General features: G+C 39.6%; 21 protein-coding genes. 12 read left to right on the top strand and 9 right to left on the bottom strand.

All coding sequences use genetic code 11. The features are described from left to right. Positions 1-271 precede the first annotated feature (271 nt). Positions 272-754 (bottom strand): putative 4-hydroxy-4-methyl-2-oxoglutarate aldolase, encoded by a 483-nt coding sequence (locus tag H5126_RS05530; RefSeq protein WP_182719943.1) that lies wholly within the window; start codon positions 752-754, stop codon positions 272-274. A gap of 3 nt (positions 755-757) precedes the next feature. Next, on the bottom strand, positions 758-1,411 hold the full coding sequence (locus H5126_RS05525) for a TetR/AcrR family transcriptional regulator (RefSeq protein WP_004334664.1): 654 nt from the start codon (positions 1,409-1,411) through the stop codon (positions 758-760). Between the two features lie 494 nt (positions 1,412-1,905). Here H5126_RS05525 and yddG point away from each other — a divergent pair, with 494 nt between their 5' ends. Next, positions 1,906-2,826, top strand: coding sequence for an aromatic amino acid DMT transporter YddG (gene yddG / locus H5126_RS05520; RefSeq protein ID WP_182719942.1), 921 nt, complete (start codon positions 1,906-1,908; stop codon positions 2,824-2,826). A 56-nt stretch (positions 2,827-2,882) separates the two neighbouring features. Here the strand turns inward: yddG and H5126_RS05515 are convergent, their stop codons facing one another. Then, the gene (locus H5126_RS05515; protein WP_004334678.1) at positions 2,883-3,398 is read right to left on the bottom strand and encodes an ankyrin repeat domain-containing protein; all 516 of its coding nucleotides are present in this window, start codon (positions 3,396-3,398) and stop codon (positions 2,883-2,885) included. 98 nt (positions 3,399-3,496) lie between these two features. Further along, the gene (locus tag H5126_RS05510; RefSeq protein ID WP_182719941.1) at positions 3,497-5,023 is read right to left on the bottom strand and encodes a catalase; all 1,527 of its coding nucleotides are present in this window, start codon (positions 5,021-5,023) and stop codon (positions 3,497-3,499) included. Between the two features lie 427 nt (positions 5,024-5,450). On the opposite strand from H5126_RS05510, the gene H5126_RS05505 reads away from it, so the two are divergent. From H5126_RS05505 to H5126_RS05485, 5 genes are all read left to right on the top strand, one after another. Next, positions 5,451-6,125, top strand: a complete 675-nt coding sequence (locus tag H5126_RS05505; RefSeq protein ID WP_149593207.1) for an HAD family phosphatase — start codon at positions 5,451-5,453, stop codon at positions 6,123-6,125. A gap of 280 nt (positions 6,126-6,405) precedes the next feature. Continuing rightward, a complete protein-coding gene (locus H5126_RS05500) occupies positions 6,406-8,127 on the top strand; it encodes a cytosine permease (RefSeq protein WP_004334683.1) in 1,722 nt (573 codons plus the stop codon). Positions 8,128-8,174: 47 nt separating this feature from the next. After that, entirely contained in the window at positions 8,175-9,698 is a 1,524-nt protein-coding gene (locus H5126_RS05495; protein WP_182719940.1) for a mannitol dehydrogenase family protein, read from the top strand. A gap of 2 nt (positions 9,699-9,700) precedes the next feature. Beyond that, positions 9,701-10,618, top strand: coding sequence for a carbohydrate kinase (locus tag H5126_RS05490; protein ID WP_182719939.1), 918 nt, complete (start codon positions 9,701-9,703; stop codon positions 10,616-10,618). Positions 10,619-10,877: 259 nt separating this feature from the next. Then, the gene (locus H5126_RS05485) at positions 10,878-12,347 is read left to right on the top strand and encodes a carbon starvation protein A (protein WP_004334688.1); all 1,470 of its coding nucleotides are present in this window, start codon (positions 10,878-10,880) and stop codon (positions 12,345-12,347) included. Positions 12,348-12,431: 84 nt separating this feature from the next. Here the strand turns inward: H5126_RS05485 and H5126_RS05480 are convergent, their stop codons facing one another. Then, positions 12,432-12,950: a TetR/AcrR family transcriptional regulator gene (locus tag H5126_RS05480; RefSeq protein WP_182719938.1), complete on the bottom strand. Its 519-nt coding sequence runs from the start codon at positions 12,948-12,950 to the stop codon at positions 12,432-12,434. A 389-nt stretch (positions 12,951-13,339) separates the two neighbouring features. Between H5126_RS05480 and H5126_RS05475 the strand changes: the two genes are divergently transcribed. The 3 genes from H5126_RS05475 to H5126_RS05465 all read left to right on the top strand — a co-directional run bounded on the left by H5126_RS05475 (position 13,340) and on the right by H5126_RS05465 (position 15,227). Further along, positions 13,340-13,960: a glutathione S-transferase family protein gene (locus H5126_RS05475; protein WP_182719937.1), complete on the top strand. Its 621-nt coding sequence runs from the start codon at positions 13,340-13,342 to the stop codon at positions 13,958-13,960. A gap of 49 nt (positions 13,961-14,009) precedes the next feature. Further along, a complete protein-coding gene (locus H5126_RS05470) occupies positions 14,010-14,702 on the top strand; it encodes a cupin domain-containing protein (RefSeq protein WP_182719936.1) in 693 nt (230 codons plus the stop codon). 144 nt (positions 14,703-14,846) lie between these two features. Beyond that, positions 14,847-15,227: an STAS/SEC14 domain-containing protein gene (locus H5126_RS05465; RefSeq protein ID WP_002960091.1), complete on the top strand. Its 381-nt coding sequence runs from the start codon at positions 14,847-14,849 to the stop codon at positions 15,225-15,227. Between the two features lie 95 nt (positions 15,228-15,322). On the opposite strand, the gene H5126_RS05460 is transcribed toward H5126_RS05465, so the two are convergent. Then, positions 15,323-16,210, bottom strand: a complete 888-nt coding sequence (locus H5126_RS05460) for a LysR family transcriptional regulator (RefSeq protein ID WP_138490298.1) — start codon at positions 16,208-16,210, stop codon at positions 15,323-15,325. Between the two features lie 119 nt (positions 16,211-16,329). On the opposite strand from H5126_RS05460, the gene H5126_RS05455 reads away from it, so the two are divergent. The 3 genes from H5126_RS05455 (at position 16,330) to H5126_RS05445 (ending at position 18,371) form a co-directional block, all read left to right on the top strand. Continuing rightward, complete coding sequence (locus H5126_RS05455; RefSeq protein ID WP_024595728.1) at positions 16,330-17,208, top strand: MBL fold metallo-hydrolase; 879 nt, start codon at positions 16,330-16,332, stop codon at positions 17,206-17,208. Positions 17,209-17,248: 40 nt separating this feature from the next. Further along, entirely contained in the window at positions 17,249-17,899 is a 651-nt protein-coding gene (locus H5126_RS05450) for a DsbA family protein (protein ID WP_182695368.1), read from the top strand. 82 nt (positions 17,900-17,981) lie between these two features. Then, positions 17,982-18,371, top strand: coding sequence for a nuclear transport factor 2 family protein (locus H5126_RS05445; protein WP_149603532.1), 390 nt, complete (start codon positions 17,982-17,984; stop codon positions 18,369-18,371). A 45-nt stretch (positions 18,372-18,416) separates the two neighbouring features. On the opposite strand, the gene H5126_RS05440 is transcribed toward H5126_RS05445, so the two are convergent. The 3 genes from H5126_RS05440 to H5126_RS05430 all read right to left on the bottom strand — a co-directional run bounded on the left by H5126_RS05440 (position 18,417) and on the right by H5126_RS05430 (position 23,272). After that, entirely contained in the window at positions 18,417-19,364 is a 948-nt protein-coding gene (locus tag H5126_RS05440; protein ID WP_182719935.1) for a carbohydrate kinase, read from the bottom strand. 113 nt (positions 19,365-19,477) lie between these two features. Beyond that, positions 19,478-21,874 carry a TonB-dependent siderophore receptor gene (locus tag H5126_RS05435; RefSeq protein WP_182692364.1) on the bottom strand — a complete coding sequence of 799 codons (2,397 nt, stop codon included), beginning with the start codon at positions 21,872-21,874 and terminating at the stop codon, positions 19,478-19,480. A 171-nt stretch (positions 21,875-22,045) separates the two neighbouring features. Continuing rightward, on the bottom strand, positions 22,046-23,272 hold the full coding sequence (locus tag H5126_RS05430; RefSeq protein WP_039488390.1) for a sugar MFS transporter: 1,227 nt from the start codon (positions 23,270-23,272) through the stop codon (positions 22,046-22,048). Positions 23,273-23,293: the final 21 nt, after the last annotated feature.

The following is a 23,293-nucleotide window of genomic DNA, read 5'->3' as shown; positions in this document are numbered from 1 at the left end:
ACTGCGTCATTTTCTTCGCGTTATAATAGATCACTAATTTAATGCAATTGGTATAACTCCGCTTTTTAATCGGTAGTTTTGATTTTATAGTGCTTAGACTAAGCAAGAGGAATGCCATAAATTAAAATCCTGTCCAACTGGTCAGGATTTAGTGGGTTGTATGAGATTTGTAAGTGTGGGCTGTAGAAATAGTGAGATTAAAATGAGCTAAAACAAACCAATTTGGTGCGCAGATGCACCAAGTTGGTCTTTATTTATATGGCTTTGAGTGCTAAATAAGGGGCGTTTTACTGATGATTAAACCGTTAATATCGGCGTAAACCCAATCGTTAGGTTCAATAGTAGTGCTAAGCATGGTAACAGCTTGGTTTTTATCACCAAAGCCGCGCTTTAAGGTACTACGCGGTGTAGAACCTAGCGCCATTACAGGTAAGTTCATCGTGGCGAGTATTTCTATATCTCGGCAACAGCCATTTATTATTACGCCTTCCCAGCCATTACTTAAGGCACGCTCGGCCATAATATCGCCTATAAACGCAAAGCGTTTGCTCGAAAACCCGTTTATAACCAATACTTTACCTTCACCATTTTCATGCAATATATCGGCGGCAAAAGAGTTGTCTTCTGGGCAGGTAACGGTAACTACTTTGCCATAAAACGTGGTTTTTTTACCAAAGTGATAAAGGCCGCTGTCTGCTACTTGCACGTTATCGCGATGATCGTCAAATAAATCGGGTGTAGTAAAGGATGTCATGGGTTAAGTCTCACTTTGCTCAGGTATTTTAAGACCAATACCTTTTAAAATTATGTGGGCAATTGATTGCGTAATTTGTGCCACATCGGTTTCGTCGTACTCTAATTTGTTCATTACGAGTAAAACCTCAGCCTGAAAGTCGGCGTAATATTGCGTGGTAGACCAAATAGTAAAGAGCAAATGGTAGGGATCAACCTTATCCATTTTATCAGCGTCCATCCATGCTTGAAGTACATCAACCTTTTGTTTAACCCAAGGGCGGGTATTGGTTCTAAAGTAGTTTTGTAAATAGGGTGCACCGCGCAGTATTTCACTGGCAAATAAGCGAGATTGCATTGGCTGATTTACGGCCAGTATTACTTTGCTTTTAATATAGTTATAAAGCACGGTAGCTGGATCGTCGTTAATTGTGACGTTATCGAGCCCTAAGTTCCAATTAGCTATTATGCGGTCAATCACAGACTCGTACAGACCATCCTTACTTTTAAAGTAATACAAAATATTAGCTTTTGGCACCTGCGCTTCTTTAGCAACCATGCTCATACTTGCTCCGTCGTAACCTAATTGCGAAAACAATTGCTCGGCGGCATCTAAAATTAGTTTTTGGTTTTTCTCGCGTGTGACTTCTTTTTTATTTGGCTTTATTTGTGTGGTCATTATAAAGTTTGCGTGTTTAACGTATTGATTGATTGTAGCTTTACTGACCAAAAGGTCAATTACTAAAAAGGGTGAATGCTAAAAACAAATGAGAGGTTTAAGCTATTAACTTTAGGGTCTGTTGATCTTTGCGGATTAAAATTTGTTCAAACTAGGGGCTATTTAATCGCGGCGCGAGATTTGTAACCTAGTGGGCTAAGTAAAAACCGAGCAAAGCTTCCGCGTCCTGCTCACGCCCCTTACCTACATCCATGTAGGCAACAAAGAGTAAGTAGCCCCTAGGAAGAACCCTTTGGGCAGCGCCTGTTTGGCATTAATGCTACGTTATCGCCCATTAATGGGGAATAACCACACTATATAGGCTCTGCCTTGCCTAAATACCAAACAGACTGCTGCAAATTCAACCTTGAAAGAACAACAGACCCTTATTGTTTAATTAAATAATTACTGTTAGTTTAGTTTCAAATTTACGAGTAGTACTTTTGGATTGGCAAATGGATTTTATAAGCAAAAATAAATACACGCTTTATGGAGTCGCGGCCATATTACTGTGGAGTTGCTTAGTTGCATTACTACGGGATATTTCTGAGTTGTTTAGCCCCATTGGTGGTGCGGCGGCTATGTATTCTGTCAGTGCGATATTTTTAATTTTGGTTATGGGAGTGCCCAAGTTTAGTGGTTTTTCGAAACGTTACTTGGTAATAGGTACTTTATTATTTGTATCGTACGAAATTTGCTTGGCGCTTTCTATTGGTATGGCAAACAGCCGTCATCAGGCAATGGAAATGGCGGTTATTAATTATTTATGGCCCACGCTGACTATATTGCTCTCTATTATTATTGGTCGTAAAAAAGTAAGTTACTGGGTTTACCCAAGCATGATCATTGCTTTTTTAGGGGTTGCTTGGTGTATTACAGGCGATCAAAAAATGTCACTCGATACGCTTGTTACTAACTTTGCTGATAATCCTGCTACTTACTTAATGGCATTAGCTGCAGCGTTTATATGGGCTATTTATTGCGTAGTAACGCAAAAGCTGAGTAATGGTAAAAATGCCATTACGTTATTTTTTGCGGTTACGGCAATGAGCTTGTGGGCGCAATATGGTTTTAGTAATGAAGCGCCATTAACGTTTTCACTGGGCTCAAGCATAACATTGCTATTAGCTGGTGTAGTAGTGGGGAGCGGTTATGCACTGTGGAATCAAGCTATAATTGGCGGTAACTTAATGCTGTTGGGGACGCTTTCGTACTTTACACCGGTGTTTTCTACTATTATTTCGGCGTTGTATTTATCTATTACGCTGAGCGCTTCGTTTTGGCAAGGGGTTGTACTGGTAACAGTGGGCTCGCTAATTTGCTATTTTGTAACGCAAGAAAAGCCTAAACAACCTCAAATAGCTTCTGCAACATAAGGCTAATTTTATTAAAAATAAGCCCTATTATTTTAGGGCTTTTTGTTGCGTGCAGATTATTTTGCATTATTTACCTGCGCTAGTAACTCTATAACTTTTTGTTGACCAAATGTTTGTGCAAATTGCTCTGCTGTTTGGCCTGCTTTGTTTTGATGCGCGTTATCGCAATCAAGTGATACGAGTGTTTTAGCTATACTAAATTCACCTCTAAAAATAGCGGCCATTAGCGCTGTGTTGCCACGGTTATCTTCTAGACAGGCATTAGCGCCTAAGTGTAAAAGTGTGTTAACCGTGTTTTTATTACCATGGTAAGTAGCAATCATTAACGCGGTGTAGCCTTTATTGTTGTAGCTGTCGATAGGAATACCGGCATCTACAAATTGCTCTATTACAGCTGTGTCGTTTGTGCGTGCTGCGGCAAAGTAATAAGCAAATAAACTATCGTATTGAGTTTTTGCAGAATGTTGGGTTTCAGATTGCGTACTGGGTGTTTGTGTATCTGATGTATTTTGAGCGTAAACGCTACTGGTAAAGCTCAGAAATAGAGCGACTATAATTAATAAATTACGCATAACAATTGTCTCTTATAAAAGAGGAAGGGTTTATTCCTTCCTCATGATTGTGGTTTAAATAGCTATTTAGTTGGGACTAATTGCTTTTAACTAGTTGCTTATAAGTTAGCGGCTAGTTGTTTAACCATTTTAAGGTCGCCGTTTACAGCTTTAGTTAAGCGTGTACCGTACTCACTATCAGCTTTATAAAAGTGGCTAAGCATTTTGTGTTTAACACTGCTGTTTTGCACTTTGCCTAAATCGCCTGCTAGGTTATTAATTAGGTTTGTACGTTCTTGCTTGCTAAAACCACGGTATATAACACCTGCTTGCGCGAAGTTTTGCTGCTTTTTAATCGCAGCTTGTTGTACAAAGCCTTTTAGCTCTGTGTTACTTCTACGTGCAATTGGGTTTTCAGCTACGTTTTCTTGGCTTGGCTGGTAGTTCACATTGCTTATAGTGTTACCAATATTCATTGCGCCGTCTTGGTTGTAGTTAACCACTTCAACTTTTGCACGGTTAATTGGCAGTTGCTGGTGGTTAGCACCTAGGCGGTACATTTGTGTATCAGCGTAAGAAAACATACGACCTTGTAATAGTCTGTCTTCTGATGGCTCAATACCTGGAATAATGTTTGCCGGTGCCATTGCTACTTGTTCCGTAGATTGGAAGAAGTTAGTTGGCATACGGTTTAGGGTCATTGTTCCTACTTTAGTTTCTTTAATGTCTAACCACATTTTTGTTGCATCTAACGGGTTGTAATCAAAGTCATCAAGCTGCGATGGATCAAGCGTTTTAATGTACAGATCCCATTTAGGGAAATTGCCTTTGCCAATTTCGCTGTAAAGGTCGCGTGTTAAGTGTTGGAAGTCTTGGCTTTGCACTTTAGCTACTTCTTTTGCGTCAAGGTTATCAATACCTTGTTGGCTTACCCAATGAAACTTAACGTATTTAACATCGCCCGATTTGTTAATCATTTTGTATGAATGTACACCCCAACCGTCCATTTTACGAAGACTTGCTGGTGTACCGTAGTCGCTGTAAACCCACGTTAGCATTTGTGTAGAACCTGGTTCGTGCGAGAAAAAGTCAAATACGCGGTTAGGATCTTGAATGTTATCAACCGGTGATGGCTTTAACGAGTGAACCATGTCTGGAAATTTAATCGCATCGCGAATAAAGAACACCGGTAAGTTGTTACCTACTAAATCCCAGTTACCTTGGTCTGTGTAAAACTTAGTTGCAAAGCCACGTGGGTCACGCAGTGTTTCTGGGCTGCCTTTTGAGTGAATTACCGATGAAAAACGAACAAATACGTCTGTTTCTTTACCAGCTTTTGCAAACGGTGCTGCAATTGTTAAATCATCTAGCTCTTTTGATGCTACAAACACACCGTGTGCGCCAGTACCACGAGCATGCACAACACGCTCAGGAATACGCTCACGTGCAAAGCGTTGCAGTTTTTGAATTAGTTGCACGTCTTCTAGTAATACACTGCCACGTTCGCCAGCAGTAATTGAATTTTGGTTATCGCCAACAGCTGCGCCGTTATCTTTAGTAAGAGTTGTTGCTGCGCTTGCCGGTAATGCCATTGCAAGTGCCAGTGCAGTTAGTGTTAATTTTGTTTTGTTTATTTGAGTATTCATTGTCGACCTCATCTATTTAAAAGTGCCGGCAGTGGTGCAGGCTGTTAATCTGTTAACGATAGTATTAATTTTATTAACTTCGGTAAAACTGATTAATTAGATTGATGTAATTTGTAAAACAGATGAGATGAATTTGCAGATACACTTTTTACATTAATGTAATTTTTTTACTACGACCTTAGTCGCAATATGCTTTTATAAAATTTATTAAATACAAAGGTTTTTAGTTTTATCTGGCGGTATTTTCACCAAGCTGGTGCGTTTTATACTTACAGTGTGTTGACATATTCGCACAATAAAGGGAATATGCTCAACCAGTGAGCTTATGCCCATTACTGAGTTGCACTAAAAAGTTGCACAATATTAATCGCGCTTAACTCGTTATACTTAAATTAGCTAAACCAAACAGTGTTAATAAGGTGACAAGATGAATACTAATATTGAGCTAGTGATATTTGATTGTGATGGCGTTGTTATTGATAGCGAAATTTTAAGCGCACAAGTACTCATTAATATGCTTGTTGAAAAAGGCGTTGAGATTGACCGCGCTTATGTACAGCAACACTTTTTAGGCTGCAACTTTAAAACAGTAAGCCAAAAAATAGCGGATGCATTTAATGTCACTCTTCCTGAAAGCTTTGAAGGTGACTACCGCGAGGCACTATTAAACGAATTTGAAACCGGACTAACCACGACTGATGGTATAGAAGACGTACTTAACAATTTAGCTGTGCCTATTTGTATAGCTACAAGCAGTAGCCCAGCACGCACCGCAAAAGCGTTGAGCGTAGTGAGTTTAAGTAAGTACTTTAGCGATACGGTTTTTACCAGCAGCGAAGTTAAGCGTGGTAAACCGGCGCCTGATTTATTTTTACATGCAGCTAAGCAAATGGGTGTAAAGCCAGAGCATTGCTTAGTAATTGAAGACAGTAAAGCCGGCGTAAATGCAGGAATTGACGCCAATATGCAAGTACTGCATTACAGCGGTGGGCAACATATGCAAGGCTCTGTTAATCATGTACACAGTGCTTACCCAAATGTTGATCATTTAACGCATTGGCAAGATTTTTTTAGTGCATACCCTGCACTTAAAAAGCAGTAAACACGCAGCTTTTTAAATAAACAAAGTTTTAAACGCGATTTGCTCGCCTTACACACTGACAGGCAAGCAAACGCAAAATATAAATGTAGATGGTTTTGCTTTACTAAAAATAAAACAAAACATGGCAAAAGATCATGCGTTTATAAGCCAAATTATAAAAGGCAAAGTATGTAGGTACTATGCCAATCTGCTTAAATATAGAGTGATTTAACTTGTTAAATTATTCAAATAGTTATGCAGATTGGTATCAAATGCTTTGCTGTTAACATTAGGAAATACCATGGCAACGAGTCCACACACACAAACATTTAAAGATGTAAACGAAGAGCAACTTCCTGTTGCTAATAATAAGCTTCACGGCTGGAAGCATTTTGCAGGGCTATACGCCGGCGAACATGTTGCGGCTACTGAATTTGTTATTGGTGCAACGTTTGTTGCATTAGGCGCTTCAACCATCGACATTCTACTGGGTTTATTAATAGGTAACCTGTTAGCAATGTGTTCTTGGTGGCTGATTACTGCACCCATTGCAGTAGAAACCCGCTTAAGTTTATATAACTACTTAAACAAAATTGCTGGTAACTCAATGACCAAGCTCTATAACTGGGCTAACGTGGTTATTTTTAGTGTTATATCGGCCGCGATGATCACGGTATCCTCCACCGCCGTGCGGTTTTTGTTTGATATACCTGCGCAACTTGATTGGTATCCAAATAGCTTTTGGTTTGTAGCCATTGTTTTAGCTGTTGGCTCCATTGTTGTATTTGTTGCGATGTATGGCTTTTCTACGGTTGCTGACTTTTCAAAGCTGTGTGCGCCGTGGCTATTTGTTATATTTATTGCAGGCTCGTTTGCGTTATTCCCTGAGCTTTCAAATCACGTATTAGGTTCTACCTCTTTAACTAGCTTTAGCGACTTTATGACCATAGGCGACTCCTCCATATGGACGGGCACCAATGCCGATGGTGAAAAGGGCATTGGCCTATTAGAAGTGATTGGCTTTGCATGGGCTGCTAACTCAATAACTCACTTTGGTTTAATCGACATGGCTATTTTTAGATTTGCTAAACGCAAAAGCTATGGTTTGTTTTCTGGTGTGGGCATGTTTTTTGGTCATTACTTAGCGTGGATCTCTGCCGGTATTATGGGCGCAGGTGTTGCGGTATTACTTAAAACAACTATTTCATCACTTGATCCGGGCGATGTTGCATACCATGCATTAGGTTGGACTGGCTTTGTTATTGTAATTATTGCCGGTTGGACTACAGCTAACGCAAACCTTTACCGTGCAGGCCTTGCAGCGCAATCTATATTTGTTAATCAATCACGTGAACGCACCACCGCTATTGTAGGTGTTGTAACCGTAATTATTGCATGTTTCCCGTTTGTATTTTCTCAAATGCTTCCGCTACTTACTTACGCAGGCTTATTAGTTGTACCAGTAGGCGGCATTGTGTTTGCTGAGCATGTGTTATTTCCTAAAATTGGCCTAACACGTTACTGGGCTAAATATAAAAATATTACCCGCAGCGTACCGGCTATAGCATCTTGGGCGTTAGCACTTGTGTTTGGCTTTGGCTTAAACGCAATTGATGTAATGTCGTTTTACTACTTGTTTATTCCTACATGGATTTTCACCATTGTTGTTTACACGCTTTTAGCTAAAAAATACGGCGCTGGTGACGACTACACACAAGAAATTGCAGCAGAAAAACAAGAGCAACGTGATATTAAAGAATATCAAGCAGCTGAGGCTAAAGACATTCCAAAGCCAGTAATTGACAGCTCTGTATTTACAAAAGTACTTAACGCAGTTTCTACGGTTTCACTGGTTATCATTTTCATATTTGCCAGCCAAGTGATGTTTTTCAGTGAAACTATGAGTATGTACAGCGCTAATAAATCGCAATTCGAAATAGCCTGTTTTATTTGTACTGTTATTTATTTTGTTACTGCGTACTGGTCGTTAAAACGCCATAAAGTACTCAACACAGCATCGTAATACAGTATCGTAATTTATATTTTATCTTTGTTTAGTAAGGTCACACCATGACACAATACCAACACACTGACGCTCTAGTTACAGGGCTAAACCAACAGAGCTTGGCTCAATTACCAAGCCATGTTGATACACCAACCTACGACCGTAGCGCAGTTAAAGCCGGTATTGTACATATTGGTGTGGGCGGTTTTCATCGTGCTCACCAAGCAGTGTATGTCAACGAGCTTTTAAAAACTCCGGGCTCTGAGCAATGGGGTATATGTGGTGTTGGCCTTTTAGAGGGTAACCGTGGTCTGCGTGATATTTTAAAGCAGCAAGATTACCTTTACACGCTTACTGTTAGACACCCAGACGGTACAATAGATAACAAAGTAATTGGCTCAATGATCGACTTTTTGTTTGCTCCAGAGGACAAACAAGCGGTAATTAATAAGCTAGCGCACAGCGATACTAAAATTGTGTCGCTTACTATTACTGAAGGCGGTTACAACTTTAACCCTGCAACGGGCGAGTTTGATTACAGTAATCCAGATATTATTAACGACATTAATAACCCAAACTACCCAATTACAGCGTTTGGCTACATTACCGCTGCGTTAAAATTGCGTAAAGAGCAAGGCCTAGGCGCGTTTACAGTTCAGTCGTGCGATAACATTCAGCACAACGGTAACGTAACACGCAAAATGCTTTTAGCCTTTGCTACAGAGCAAGACAAAGACTTAAGTGAGTGGATTGAGCAAAACGTATCGTTTCCTAATGCGATGGTTGACCGTATTACGCCGGTATCTAAAAAGAGTGATATTGATTACGTGGTTGATGCATATGGTGTTAGTGACGAGTGGCCAATTACCTGTGAGTCGTTTACACAATGGGTAATAGAGGACACATTTAGTGACTCTCGTCCAAATTGGGATGTTGTTGGTGCTCAGTTTGTTACTGATGTAACGCCTTATGAAACCATGAAAATACGTTTACTTAATGCAGGGCATTCTGTACTTGGTTTATTAGGTTCAATCCATGGCTATGGCACTATTGACGAAACGGTATCGGATGAATTATTTGCCACATACCTACGTGCTTTTATGGATAAAGAAGTAACCCCAAATCTTGAACCACTTGAAGGCATTGACCTTGAAAGTTACAAAGATACGTTAATAGAGCGTTTTGCTAATCCTAATATTAAAGACAGCCTAGCGCGTATCTGTAGTGAAAGCTCAGCTAAACTGCCTAAGTTTTTAATTGCCACAATTAACGAAAACCTAGTACAAGGTCGCGATGTGTCACTGGCAACGCTTGTTATTGCAACTTGGTGTTTATACAGCGATAAAGGTTTAAGTGAAAACGGCGAAAAGCTTGAAATTCAAGATGCGATGCACAAAGAGCTTAATTCTTACGCGCAAGAGACTCAAACTAGCCCGATTGCATTTTTAAAGTTAACGAGCTTGTTTGGCAAGCTTGAGCATAACGAAACGTTTACTGCTGAATATAAAAAGTCGATTGCTGCGTTGTATGCACCTAATAGTAAAATTAAAGCCATTATGCAGGCTGTACTTGATCAAAAGAGTAACTAATTATGAGCATTTTAATTAATCATAAATCAGGCGAAAACGTAAGTGTTAGCTGCTTTGGCGAAGTGCTGTGGGATTGTTTTGATTCAGGTAAACGCTTAGGTGGCGCGCCACTTAATATGTGTGTGCGTATTAACTCACTTGGCATTAAAGCCGACATGATCAGCGCTGTTGGTAACGACGAGTTAGGCGCTGAGCTACTAGGCGAAATTACTAGCAAGGGCGTAAGCTGCGAATACATTGCTATCAATAGTGACAAAAAAACTAGCACGGTTGAGGTAACGCTCGACAGTGGTGGCTCTGCAAGTTATGAAATAGTGGCAGACTCTGCGTGGGATAATATAGCGCTTACCGATGAGTTACTTAGTAAAGTTAAAAGTAGCGATGTATTTGTATTTGGCAGCCTAATTGGGCGAAGCGAAGCGTCTTTAGCAACGTTAAATCAACTCGTTGATGTAGCAAACTTTAAAGTATTTGACGTAAATCTACGTGCACCGCATTACAAGCTAGAAATACTTGTAAATTTAATGAATAAAGCAGACTTTATTAAGTTAAACGATGAAGAGCTATACGAAATTGCAAAAGCGATGGGTTGTAAGTTTCATTCGCTTGAACAAAATTTAGCGTTTATAGCACAGCAAACAAATACCGATTACTTATGTGTAACCAAAGGTAGCCACGGTGCTTTATTAACAATCAAAGGCGAGAATTTTTATAATTCAGGTTATTTAATTAGCGTAATTGACACTGTTGGCGCAGGGGATTCGTTTTTAGGTTCGTTAATTTATCAGCTTTGTAGCAACGACGACGCGCAATATGCCGTTGACTTTGCATGTGCCGTTGGAGCAATGGTCGCCGAAAGTTCTGGTGCAACACCTACTTTAACGCATCAACAAATTAGTGAGTTTATGAACCCACTTTAAAAAAACATTGTGTGTGAAAGCGGTTATACGTAAAAGTTTAACCGCTTTTTTTGTGCCTAAAATAAGACATAGGCGATAAGTGAGTGTTAAGTGCGCAGGTTGCGTAAATAGTGGCTTATATCGATTATTGTATTAGCTAAACGTCTTATTGTTTGAGGGTTAAAGCTTTGTTATCGTTCGTCGATTATTCACGGATTGAAAAGGCGGGGCGACACACAATGCGCTCTATAACTAAAATACAAAAAGAGAAACGTGCTTTATGATCATCTTTTTTATCTGCCTCACTATTTTAATACTGGGCTATAAGTTTTACAGCCCATTTGTTGAAAAACAAGCCGGTTTGGATTCAACTGCTGACACACCACAAAAACGCTTTAGCGAAGGTGTTGATTACGTAGCTATTCACCCTGTACGAGCATTTTTAATTCAGTTTTTAAACATTGCTGGCGTAGGTCCAATATTTGGCCCAATTTTAGGTGCTTTATACGGACCAGTTGCACTAGTATGGATTGTACTTGGTAATGTTTTAGGTGGAGCTGTACACGACTTCTTCTCAGGTGTAATGAGTATAAAAGAAGACGGTAAAAGCCTACCAGAAATCGCAGGCCATTATTACAACGTCGTATTTAAAGGCTTTATGCTTGTATTTACTGCCATGCTACTGTTTTTTGTAGGTGTAGTATTTATTATGAGCCCTGCAGGTTTGCTAAGTAACCTTGATTTTTTTGAAGGTACAATACTGGCAAACAATACCTTTTGGGTACTTGCTATTTTAGCGTATTACTTTTTAGCTACCTTGCTACCAATTGATAAAATTATCACTAAGTTTTACCCAATTTTTGGTGCGCTAATGATTGTAATGACAGTGGCAATTGCTATTTCATTACTTATTAATGCGCCGCACTTACCTGTACCAAGTGACTTTTTAGCTTACTTTGAAGCTGATCACGCACATGACTTTTTAGAGCCAAACCCAGATGGATTACCAACATGGCCATTGTTATTTATAACAATTACCTGTGGTGCTATTAGTGGTTTTCACTCTACTCAAGCGCCTATTATTGCGCGCTGTTTAACTAACGAAAAATACGTACGTCCAGTTTATTACGGCGCTATGATGTGTGAAGGTATTGTAGGTTGTGTATGGGCACTTGCTGGTATTGCAGCGTTCCCAGATGGTTACGCAGGCTTAAAAGCATTGCTTGACCAAGGTGGTCCAGGCTTAGTTGTTAACCATGTAGCTAACAGTTACTTAGGCGTATTTGGCGGTATAATGGCAATTATTGCAGTAGCCGTATTCCCAATTACTTCTGGTGATACAGCGTTCCGCTCATTACGTTTAACTGTTGTTGATGCGTTTAATATTCCACAAAGCTTACGTAATCGCTTACTAGTGGCGGTGCCTATACTTGCTATAGCGTACTTTATGACGAAGCTCGATTTCTCATTAATTTGGCGCTACTTTGCATTTTCAAACATGCTGCTTTCTACAAGCGTATTATGGCTTGCCACTAAGTACTTGTTTGACCGTGGTACATTCCATTGGATTGCCAGTGTTCCTGCTGTTATAGCAACAGCGGTAACGGTTTCTTATATTGGCACTGCAGCAATTGGTCTTAACTTATCAAGCGATTTAGGTAAACCTATTGGCGCTGTAGTAACAGTGATTGGCTTAATTGTTTTAGCAATTGTGCACTCTAAGCATAAAGTTAAACCAACAGCGGTTTAATAATCACATAAGTTATTTCAAGCATTAAAAAAGCGAGCTATTGATAATCAATAGCTCGCTTTTTTTGTGTACTAAATTTAGGTATTACTGAGTTGCAAGTTCAAAGTAACTATTATCGTCGAGCGTTTTGCTTATCATCATAGCGCCCTCAAGCAGGCTTACTGTTTGAATAGCTGCTTGATCGGGGTTAGGCTCACCATTCGCTAAGTGTGCAGCGCTAAGCCATGTTAGGTTTTGATTAAAAAAGCGCTTTACTTCAAGGCGTACTTTATCTGGAAGGCTATCGCTTTCGGCTCCTAGCAACCCGCATAAACACATTTTTTTATCGGTTACTAATGCACGTCTAAAAAGCTGTGTGTACACATCAATAGGATTTTTACCGTTTGCTTTAAGCTCGCTTGGCTCGCCTAACGCTGCTAAAAAAGAATCAGTATATTGATGAGCCAGCTCAGCACCTAAATCGGCCTTAGTCGCAAAGTGATAGTGCACACTGGCGCTTTTAATGCCGACTTCGCAGGCTAGCTCTCTAAAACTAAAATTACTGTATCCGCCAAGGCGCACCTTGTTTTCAGCGGCTTTTAATAAAGCTTCTTTTTTACTCATTTTTAATATTTCCTATCTGCAGTAACACCAGTTTTATTAAAAACATGATCATTGTATCGCATTAAATAACACACTAACTGCGTTAAAAATTATTCATACAGAATAACTAGATGTCATGATTTTCGCCTCGTTATTGCGCTATTTTCCTAGCGCAATAATAGATCACTTATTTAATGCAATTGGTACAGCAAAATTATCGACCAGTAGGTAGTTATTTACAAGTGTTTTTACTTTTAAGCAACTCCATAATTTTATTATGAATTAAGTTAAATCCCATAAATCAAAAAAATTTAAACGTTGACTTAAATTTAGTTTAATATTATAAATTACCTATCGATAGGTAGGTTACGCCATTGGCTCACTTTTAAACAATAAAGATAGAGATTGCTATGAAAATTTATGATGTAGAAAACTTTCCAAATCCACTTCGTGTTCGTATCGCTTTAGCTGAAAAAAATGCCACTTCAAATGTTGAGTTTGTACCTGTTGATTTATTAAATGGTGAACACAGAACAAAAGCCTTTTTAGCTAAAAATCCATTAGCAGGTGTACCCGTATTAGAGCTAGATGACGGCACGTTTATATCAGAAAGTACCGCTATTACTGAGTATATTGATACCGCATTTGAAGGCCCATCTTTAATGGGTGAAACCGCAAAAGAGCGTGCAGTAATTAACATGATGCAAAAGCGTGCAGAATCTATGGTGCTTGACGCTGTGGCAACTTACTTTCATCATGCAACTGATGGCTTAGGTCCTGAGCTTGAAACATATCAAAATGTGGCTTGGGGTGAAAAACAAGGCGAAAAAGCGCGCCAAGGGTTTAGCTATTTTAATGATGTACTAGTGCAATCGGCGTTTGTTGGCGGCGAGCAGTTTAGTATTGCTGATATTACATTGTATGCTGGGATGGTATTTGCTGGATTTGCACAAATAGCAATCCCGAATGAGTTAACCCATTTAGTTGCATGGCAAGAAAAAGTAGCAAAACGCCCAAGTGTTGCAGCTTAATTAGGTTATTAGTTTAAAATTTAAGTGAAGTTACGCTTAGGAGCCAAATATGAAAATAGCTGCCGATTTTAGTAAACGAGTTGTGGTACATAGCGAATCACTTCCGTGGGTTGCATCGCCAATGGCGGGCGTTGATAGGCGAGCGCTCGATAGAGTGGGCGACGAAGTTGCTCGCGCAACGACTATTGTTCGTTATGCACCTGGCAGTGAATTTTCGCCGCATGTTCATACAGGCGGTGAAGAGTTTGTTGTGCTTGAAGGGGTATTTCAAGATGAACATGGTGACTTTGCGGCAGGTTCTTATATCCGTAACCCACCGCAATCAAAGCACAAACCGGGGTCTGAAAATGGCTGCGTTATATTTGTAAAGTTATGGCAGTTTCAGCCAGATGATCGAACCCACGTGCGTTTACAAACGGACTTGATGCAAAGTACGGCGCACCCTAGTTTTAAAAATGTAGCCGTAACCCCTTTATACAAAGACGATTTTGAAGACGTAAGCTTGTTGGACTTTAAGCCCAACGCCTGCATGGTTATAAGCGCAAAAGGCGGAGCTGAGCTGCTAGTACTTGAAGGCTCATTTGATGAGCAAGCCGATACCCTTGTAAAAAACAGTTGGTTAAGAGTGCCTATTAATAGCTCTGTTAACGTTAAAGCGGGAAGTAATGGTGCAAAAGTATGGCTTAAAACGGGCCATTTAACTGATGTAGAAAACCAGACATCTCGCGTACAAAATGCGTAATTGAGTCGTTTATTTGAGACTATTTAATGATCTAGCTCAGAACTATTTATTGATTTAGTTCAGGACTATTTATTGATTTAGTTCAGGACTAATTAATTTTAGAAGGTGTACTTTTACCACTCAGCCTATTTAAGGAGAGCAGTAATGGTACACACAACACATGGTTTATCGATTGGTCTTGAACGTGCAGGAAGAGAGTTTTTTTTAAAACTTAAAGCCGTTGGTACGCTTACTCACGACGACTACAAAATAATTACCCCAATGATAAATTCAGCTCTTGGCGAAGTTAAGCACCCAGTTGTAAACGCCTTAATAGATGGTAGCGAGCTTGAAGGTTGGGAATTACGCGCAGCGTGGGACGACCTCAAGTTAGGTGTTAAGCACTCTAAAGAATTTAAAAAAGTAGCTATTTACGGTAATAAAGAGTGGCAAGCTCGAATGGCCAAAATAGGTAACTGGTTCATATCGGGTGAGGTTCAATACTTTGAAAATGCTACCGCAGCCATAGATTGGCTAGACGAATAATAAATCCCTTCTTTCAAAAAATAGCGCTTACAAAGCGCTATTTCAACTCTTAAATAAAGGACTTATAGCGAACGTTTAATAGTTTTCGCTTATTGTTAAGTATCAATTTTATCAAAATACGTTACTAAGCTATCAATAAATGAACGAAGTGCAAGTGACTGATGTTTCCTAGAGCGGTAAATACCGTATATGCTCAAAGTTTGTGGTTTAAGGTGTGGTAGTAAATGTATTAACTTTCCATTATTTATATATTTCTGCGCAGCAAACTTAGGTTGTAGAGTTATTCCTTGATTATTAAGAGCAGCTTTTAACAGTAAGCTCGAATCATTAGCACTGAAGTTACCAGCAATCGCTACAGATACGGGTTTTTCAGGGTGTGAAAAATGCCACATACTTTTTTCAAACCGTGAATAGTTTAAACAGTTATGGCGACTCAAATCATCCGTAGTTATAGGCTTAGAGTTTTTTTCTAAATATTCTGGGCTTGCACATAATACTGAATGGCATTTCCCAAGTGGGCGAGCAATTATATTAGGATCTAAGTCATTGGTAATTCTAATTGCTAAATCTATTCGCTCTTCTACCAAATTTGTAACGTGATTACTAATTTGTACATCAATACTGACTTCGGGATGAGCGTGCAAGAATTGTTGCAACATATCTGGTAGTACATCATGTGCTAAAAAAGGCGAGCACGACAACCTAATTTGCCCGTTTAATCTGTTATTACTTTCTATTGGCGCACTGATGTTTTGGGCGATGGCAATGAGCTCTCGGCTATGATTAAGTACTTTTTCACCCTCTGACGTGAGTGTTATTTTTCTTGTTGACCGATGGAGTAGTTGGGTATTTGCCCACTTTTCCATTTGATTCAAATACCGTGTAACCATAGATCTAGACATATCTAAAGCACGGGCAGCACCGGCTAGACTTTTCTGCTCTACAATTTTTATAAATACATCAGCTGCAATAATTCTATCCATTCACTTTGCCTATATGTTCGATTTATGCAACAGATAGTTGCATTCTGCCTAGTTTTTCATTCTTAAATTGCAACATACAATAGCCTCATCTTAACGAAATAACAAACAGGCTACTGAGAATGAAAAAAGTTAAACACGTATTAGCAGCAACAGCTTTATTAGCAAGCACATTAATGCAACCGGTATTAGCGCAAAGTGAATTAGTTGTTGATGTATATAACCCACAAGACAAAAGTATTTTTGCTGTTTCATCAAGCATTATAAGTGGTGATAACGAAGTGTTATTAGTGGATGCCCAATTTCAGCGTAATGATGCACAAGCATTGGTTGAAAAAATAAAAGCGAGCGGTAAAACATTAACAGCTGTTTATATTAGTCACAGCGACCCTGATTTTTACTTTGGTTTAGATGTAATTAAAGCTGCTTTTCCAAAAGCAAAGTTATTAGCGACTAAATCAACAGTAGAGAATATTAAGCGCTCAATGCAAGGAAAGTTAAATTATTGGGGGCCTATTTTAAAGAGCAATGCACCTAAAGAACTTATTTTGCCAGAAGTAATGCTATCTAATAGCCTAACTATAGATGGGAAAGAAATTATTATTAAAAATTTACAGCATGATCCAAAGCATACTTACCTTTGGATCCCTTCTATAAAAACAGTGCTGGGTGGGGTTGTAGTATTTGATCAAATGCATGTGTGGTTGGCCGATTCGAGCACTGCTGCAGAGCGTCAAACTTGGCAGTCAACATTAGATAACATCGAGAATTTAAAACCACAGACTGTTATTCCAGGTCATTTTTTACAGGGCAGTAAACAAGACCTTTCTGGTGTGTCATTCATGAAAGGATACTTAAATAAAGCGGATAGCGCTGCAAAAAATGCAAAAAACTCAACTGAATTTGTAGAGATAATGACTCAAGCTTACCCTGATTTAGGTGCAAGAAGCATTTTAGAGTTGGGCTCAAAAGTGGTTATGGGTGAGATGCAATGGCACTAAGTGCCCTTGCGTTAAGCAATTATTTAGATAGGAAATATTAATGAAAAACGTAACGTTACATATAATTGTTGACCCTTTATGTGGTTGGACTTACGGCAGCGTGCCCTTGATCACCGCTGCTGAAAATATTGATGGTTTAATTGTAAAAGTACACAGTGGAGGTATGCTAACAGGTGATAATGTCAAACCTGTGACTCCTGCATGGCGTGAATTTGCACTTAAAAACGACAGTGTCATAGCGAAGAAAACCGGTCAGGTATTTGGTAGTAACTATACTGATGGGCTTTTAAAAACCAACGATATTATACTCAACTCGGCTCCGGCTATTACCGCTATATTGGCAGCGCAAGAGCTTGGTATATCAGGTGGGGAAATGCTTAATAGTATTCAACATGCTTATTATGCTCAGGGTAAAAACATTATGCAGCTGCATGTACTGACTGATATTGCATTGGAGCTGGGTTTAAACAAGGCCTTATTTGAAACCCACTTTAATGCGCTAGAAGGCGGTGCAACAGATCAACATATAGCACAAAGCCGAGGCTTATTGCACGATATTCATGGGCAAGGCTTTCCTAGTGCAGCATTTGAATTTAACACAGGTAAGTGGCAAAAAGCCGATATAGCCCATTATTATGGAAAAACTGAGCAGTGGGTTACCTACTTACAGCAATCAGTTGCGCTAGTATAGTGTGATGAAATTTCTAAATAATAAAGCTGTTTATATTACAGCTTTATTGAGCTTCCTTTTTATAGTGCAAGGGTGTGCAAAAATGAACAACATAGACATAATTAAAAGTACGTATGAAGGCAAAACATCACAAGAGAATGGGCAAAATTTAGTTGCTCATGCAAGTGATACTATTACTTGGAAAGAGGCTGACGGTTTTGCTTATGCTGGTACATACCATGGTATGAATGACATTACTGAACATGTTTTTCAAAAGCTTGCAAGCGAGTGGTATAACTACACGTTTACGCCACAAAACTACTTATCCCAAGATGATACTGTTGTAGTGTATGGCACGTACTCTGGTACTTATATTAAAACGGGTAAAAAAATGCAAGCTAGGGTCGCGCATATTTGGCAGCTTAAAAATCAAAAAATAACGCACTTTGAACAAATAGTGGATAGTAAAATGGTGTTTGATGCTATGCAGTAACTACGCGTTACTGCATATATTTGAACTTAAAAAACATTAGGTCTATTAAAGTACATCAGCCAGCACAGGTAATGCCGGAAATGCCCCTTTAGCTAAACACGCTTTAGAGCCACATTTAAGAGCGAAGTGCAGGGCGCCTTTTACGCTCGCTTTATCATTTAGTTTATCTGCTAGTGGTAAATCACTTCCTAAGTGATTTAAGTAGTATAAAACCCCCGCTATAAATGCATCACCTGCGCTTGTTGTATCTACGGCGTTTATTTTTGGTGCCGATTCGTTAAGTGTAAATGCGCTGTGGTAAACCGTGGCAGGCTCTGGTCCATCGGTTAAAAACACCAGTTTTACTCCGGTATTTAATAGCATTTGAATGTAATCATCGCTCGTTGTATCGCTATGCTGGGCTAAAAAATTAAGTTCATCACGCGAGAGTTTTACTATGTCACAATAGGTGTAACAGGCTTTTACATTGCTTGCTATATCGTTTGTGTTTTCCCACAAGCTGTAGCGTAAATTTACATCAAAACTGACGAGCTTATTATTCGCTTTTGCAAGTTCTAGCGCTTTAACCGTTGTGTTGGCAATTGCTGATTCGGTTAATGTGTTTGAACAAAAGTGTAGTGTGCTTATTTCTTGCCAATTTATATGCGCTAAATGCGCCTGCGTTAATAGTACATCGGCTGTATTATGGCGATAAAAGCCAAAACTACGCTCGCCGGTTTCATCAAGGCTTACTATAACCATGGCGGTTTGTGAGCCTGCAATGGTAAATAAATAGTCTGTATTTACATTATATTGCGCTAATGCATTACTTAATTGATTGGCAAAATGATCGTCCCCTTTACCACCACAAAATGCAGCCTCTGCGCCGAGTTTTGCGTAGCCAACAGCTACATTGGCAGGCGCGCCACCTGGTATAGGTAAATAGGCTGAGTTATTAGCATCTTGTGGCAGCATATCAATTAATAGCTCGCCTAAGCACAGGAGTTTAGTCATTTGGAATATCCTAAAAAGCCTAGCAAGGCTAGGCTAAAAAACGTGAAGGGTGTTATTTATTCATACTTTAAAAGGCGCTACAGTGACTACTCACCGCAGCGCAATACACACATTTAGTTAAAAGCGTATTTTAAAGTTACCGACGTTGTGCGGCCGTTAATAGTACGGGCACGAATAATGTTATTTTCAGGTACTGAACCTTCTTCTGCTTCTGTAATACCTACTGTATCGAAGAGGTTATTCACATTAAGCGCAATATTAAGGTTTTCAGATAAGTCATAGCTTACAAAGCCATTTACCTGTGTGTAGCCGTCAAATTGTAGATCGTTATTATCTTGAGCGTATGCATCGGTAGTACCAATGAAACTTACCCCTGCAGCGCCTTTTTCATAGTTGTAACGTGCCATTAATGAGTAAATTAAATCGGCTTGACGACGTGGCGTATTACCTACCACATCTGGATTAAGCGCATCTTTTGCTATTTCTGCATCGGTCCAGGTTAAATTACCGCGAAAATCCCATGCATCAATAAAGTAAGTAGATTCTATTTCAATCCCTTTTGCTTCGTATTCACGGTCAAAAAACGTTTGTGATGTTGCTTCAAAATTTTGCTCTTCAGTTTCGGCAAAAAACGCAGTAGCAAACACTGATAATGAATCAAAGCGCTTTTTAACACCAAACTCAAACTGGTTTACTTCATCAACAGCGTCTTCTTTTGCAACAGAGCCGTCGGCGCGTACTTTACCAAATAAAAGACGGTCAGCATTTGCACGCCCACCTTTACTAATACGTGCAAACGTAGCAAGGCTTGGGTCAATTTGATAATTAGCACCAATTGAATAAGAAGAATAGTTCCAGTCATAGTTTACTGGGCTGGCGTTGGCAATATCAATACCTGCAACGTTTTGCTCAGGGATTGATATTTCTCCGTCGCGGTTCATATCTACAGTTGATGTTACGGCACCTGCATAGTTACCGCGAGCTTCGCCACTGTCGTAACGGGCACTTGCATCAATGCTTACGTCGCCTAATTTAGTAGAGAATGCAACGTATGGTGCACGGGTGTCGTACTCTGTGTCGTAATCACGTTGGCAACAGTTTCCCCAGTAAGGTGTGCCATATGCATATAAACCATTTTCTGAAAATTCAGTACCGTCAGCTGCAGTAACATTTAATAATGCAGCATTGTCGCCTTTAAGCTCCATAAGGTATGAATTCCATAACCACGACATAGCAATGTTTTGTGTTGACGCGTAATAACCAAAGGTAATGCTGGTGTCATCATCAAACGATTTAGTTAGTTTAAAGTCGTTAACTAATGAATCGAAGTCGTTCATTGTTACGTCAAACGTATGAATTCGCATAGCAAGGTCGTCGTTAAATGCAGCGCCCGTGTTTGCGTTACTGAGTGTTGCGCCTACACCACCAATGCTCTGTGCAATAGATGATGCGCTGCCAACCTCTGCAGGAATAAGCGAGTTAAAGTTGCCGCTTATTGATGATTTACGAAAACGGTTTTCGATACGCCAATCGTTATCTAAATCAAATACAGCTTCAAAACCAACAGAGTCAACCTTTGGATTCATACCATCGCGAATATCGCCGCTACTGATTTGGTTTTCACCATTTAAACGTACTGTTTTAGTAAATAACGCTGAGTGAGGTGTGTCTGATTGCGCATCAAAGCCAGCAATAGAGTCACCATTTGAGTACATTGGCATAGGAAGGTAGCCAACACTCTTATCGTCTAAGTGTTTGTAATAAAGGCGAACGTAACCGTTGTCGAAATCTTTAGTAAGATTAGCTTTTATTTGGCCACCTTTATTAGACGTGTAACCTGTTTCGCGCGGGCCTTCGCCTTGTCGAACAAAGCCACCAACATGAAAACGCACGCTATCGGTTAAGTAAGTGCCGTATTCAAAGTCTGTACGAACGCTGTCGTAATCTAAGCCAAGTGTTGTAGATACACTGCCAGATTCGTTTTCGCCATTTTTAGAGATAAAGTTAATAATGCCACCAGGTGCATTACTTGCGGCAGTAGATGCTGAGCCACCACGAATCGATTCGATAGTTTGCACAGTGTTATCTAATCGCATAAAAATATCTGAATTACCAAAAGCGATATCACCGTATTGCAGTACAGGTAAACCATCTTCTTGTAATTGTAAAAATTTTGCACCGCCTGAAGCAACTGGCAGGCCACGAACAGCAATATTTGCATTACCTTCGCCACCTGTCGATTCTGCACGGATACCAGGAATGATTCTAAAAGCCTCGGCTGTTGAGCGAGGAGTAGACACCTGAACTTGTTCAAGTGATACGCTACTAACTGAAACGCTTGAAGCCATGATTGTTGTTCGACGTGGTACGCCGGTTACAACAATTGTTTCAAGACCTTTGTTTTGTGATGCTTCAGGTGTTGCTTGGTCTGTTTCTTGTGCGTTAACGCCTTGACTTACGGCAAGTGCTAAAGCGCTGATTAAATATAAAGGTGTATTGTGTGTTGTCATGTGAACGCCTCGTTGTGTTGAACCCAGTAGGATTTGTTATTTTCACTTAATCGATTAAGTAAAAATAACAAATATTTTACAATAAGCAAATTATTTTGTGTTTAATTTGCTCTTTTATTATTCATATGTTGATTTTAAAAGTATTTTTTATTGTATTGAGATACAAATTTATTAAGCTGTTGGGTTATTTTCTTGTAAAGCACTCATTGATGGGTCGCGTAAATAATTGAACAACATAGCTACAAATAAAATCACGGCAAACCCTGTTGCTAAGTAAAAGCCATAGCGCACATGGCCAAAGTAATCGCTGATCATACCCATAAATAAAGGAGCTAAAGCAGCCGATAATGCGGTAAAAAATAATATAACGCCGGCTACGGCTCCATGGCGCTCAGCAGGAAAACACGATATACCTTTAGAGTTTAAAGTTGGATAAACCATAGACATAAATAAACCTGAAAGAGGTAGTAACCCTACAGCCCAGTCAACGCCACCAATAAGTGTACCCACATAACAAAGCGCAATACCTAAGCTTAAATAAGCCATAACACCTTGCCAGCTATAACGATTTAGTAACCATACAGCAATAAAACGACCTGCAGCACGTAGTATAAAAAATATAGTAAGTGCATAAGTGGCAAGGAGTGGCCAAGAGCCTGTGTAGTCCTTTAATAGCGTTGGCATCCATACATAAATAGCCACTTCAGTCGCTACATAAAGTGCAATAGCTAAAGAAAAGCCAAGTGCATAAGGGTTTTTTACCATTTTCATGGTCGTGGCCAAAGAGGCTGGCTTTTCAGTTGTTTTAACTACGTCAGGGTAGTCTGCGCGCCATGCTAATAAAGCAAGGATTAAACACATTACGCCCGCAGTAATATACAGGTATGTCCAACTAACGTTTTGCACTAATAAAACACCAACTAGGGCAGGGCCTACAATAGCGCCAATGCCAAAAAAGCCCTCAACCTTGTTCATAGTTTTAGTATGGTCGTCGTTACTATGTGAAATATCGCCAAGCAATGCCAGTGCGCCGGTTTTAAATAAACCAATGGCCAGGCCTATGCAGCAAAGCAATACTAAAAAGAAAGTAAAACTGGTGCTAAATGCAAATAAAAAACAACTCGCGGAAAATATTAATAGACCTAGCATAATGGTTTTTTTACGGCCAAGGCTGTCAGCTAAAAAGCCTAAAAATAATCCACTAAAGGCAATGAGTGCCATAGGAGCGTAATGAAATGCACTAGCTTGAGTCATGCTCAAACCGAAATCTTTTATAAGTTCGGGGATTATCATGCCGACTGCGTCAGAGGTCATGGCAAACATAAAAAACATCATGTATGTAAGCCAGCGTATTTGTTGCAGTGGGTCGCTGCTTACGTGAGTGTGTGATTTTGTCATGTGTTTATTCCTCGTTAAATT

This window comes from Pseudoalteromonas sp. SG45-3 (assembly GCF_014164075.1).
In the GTDB taxonomy this organism is placed as follows: domain Bacteria; phylum Pseudomonadota; class Gammaproteobacteria; order Enterobacterales; family Alteromonadaceae; genus Pseudoalteromonas; species Pseudoalteromonas distincta.
Note: the sequence above shows the minus strand (reverse complement) of the source record. Positions and strands in the feature narration are given on the sequence as shown.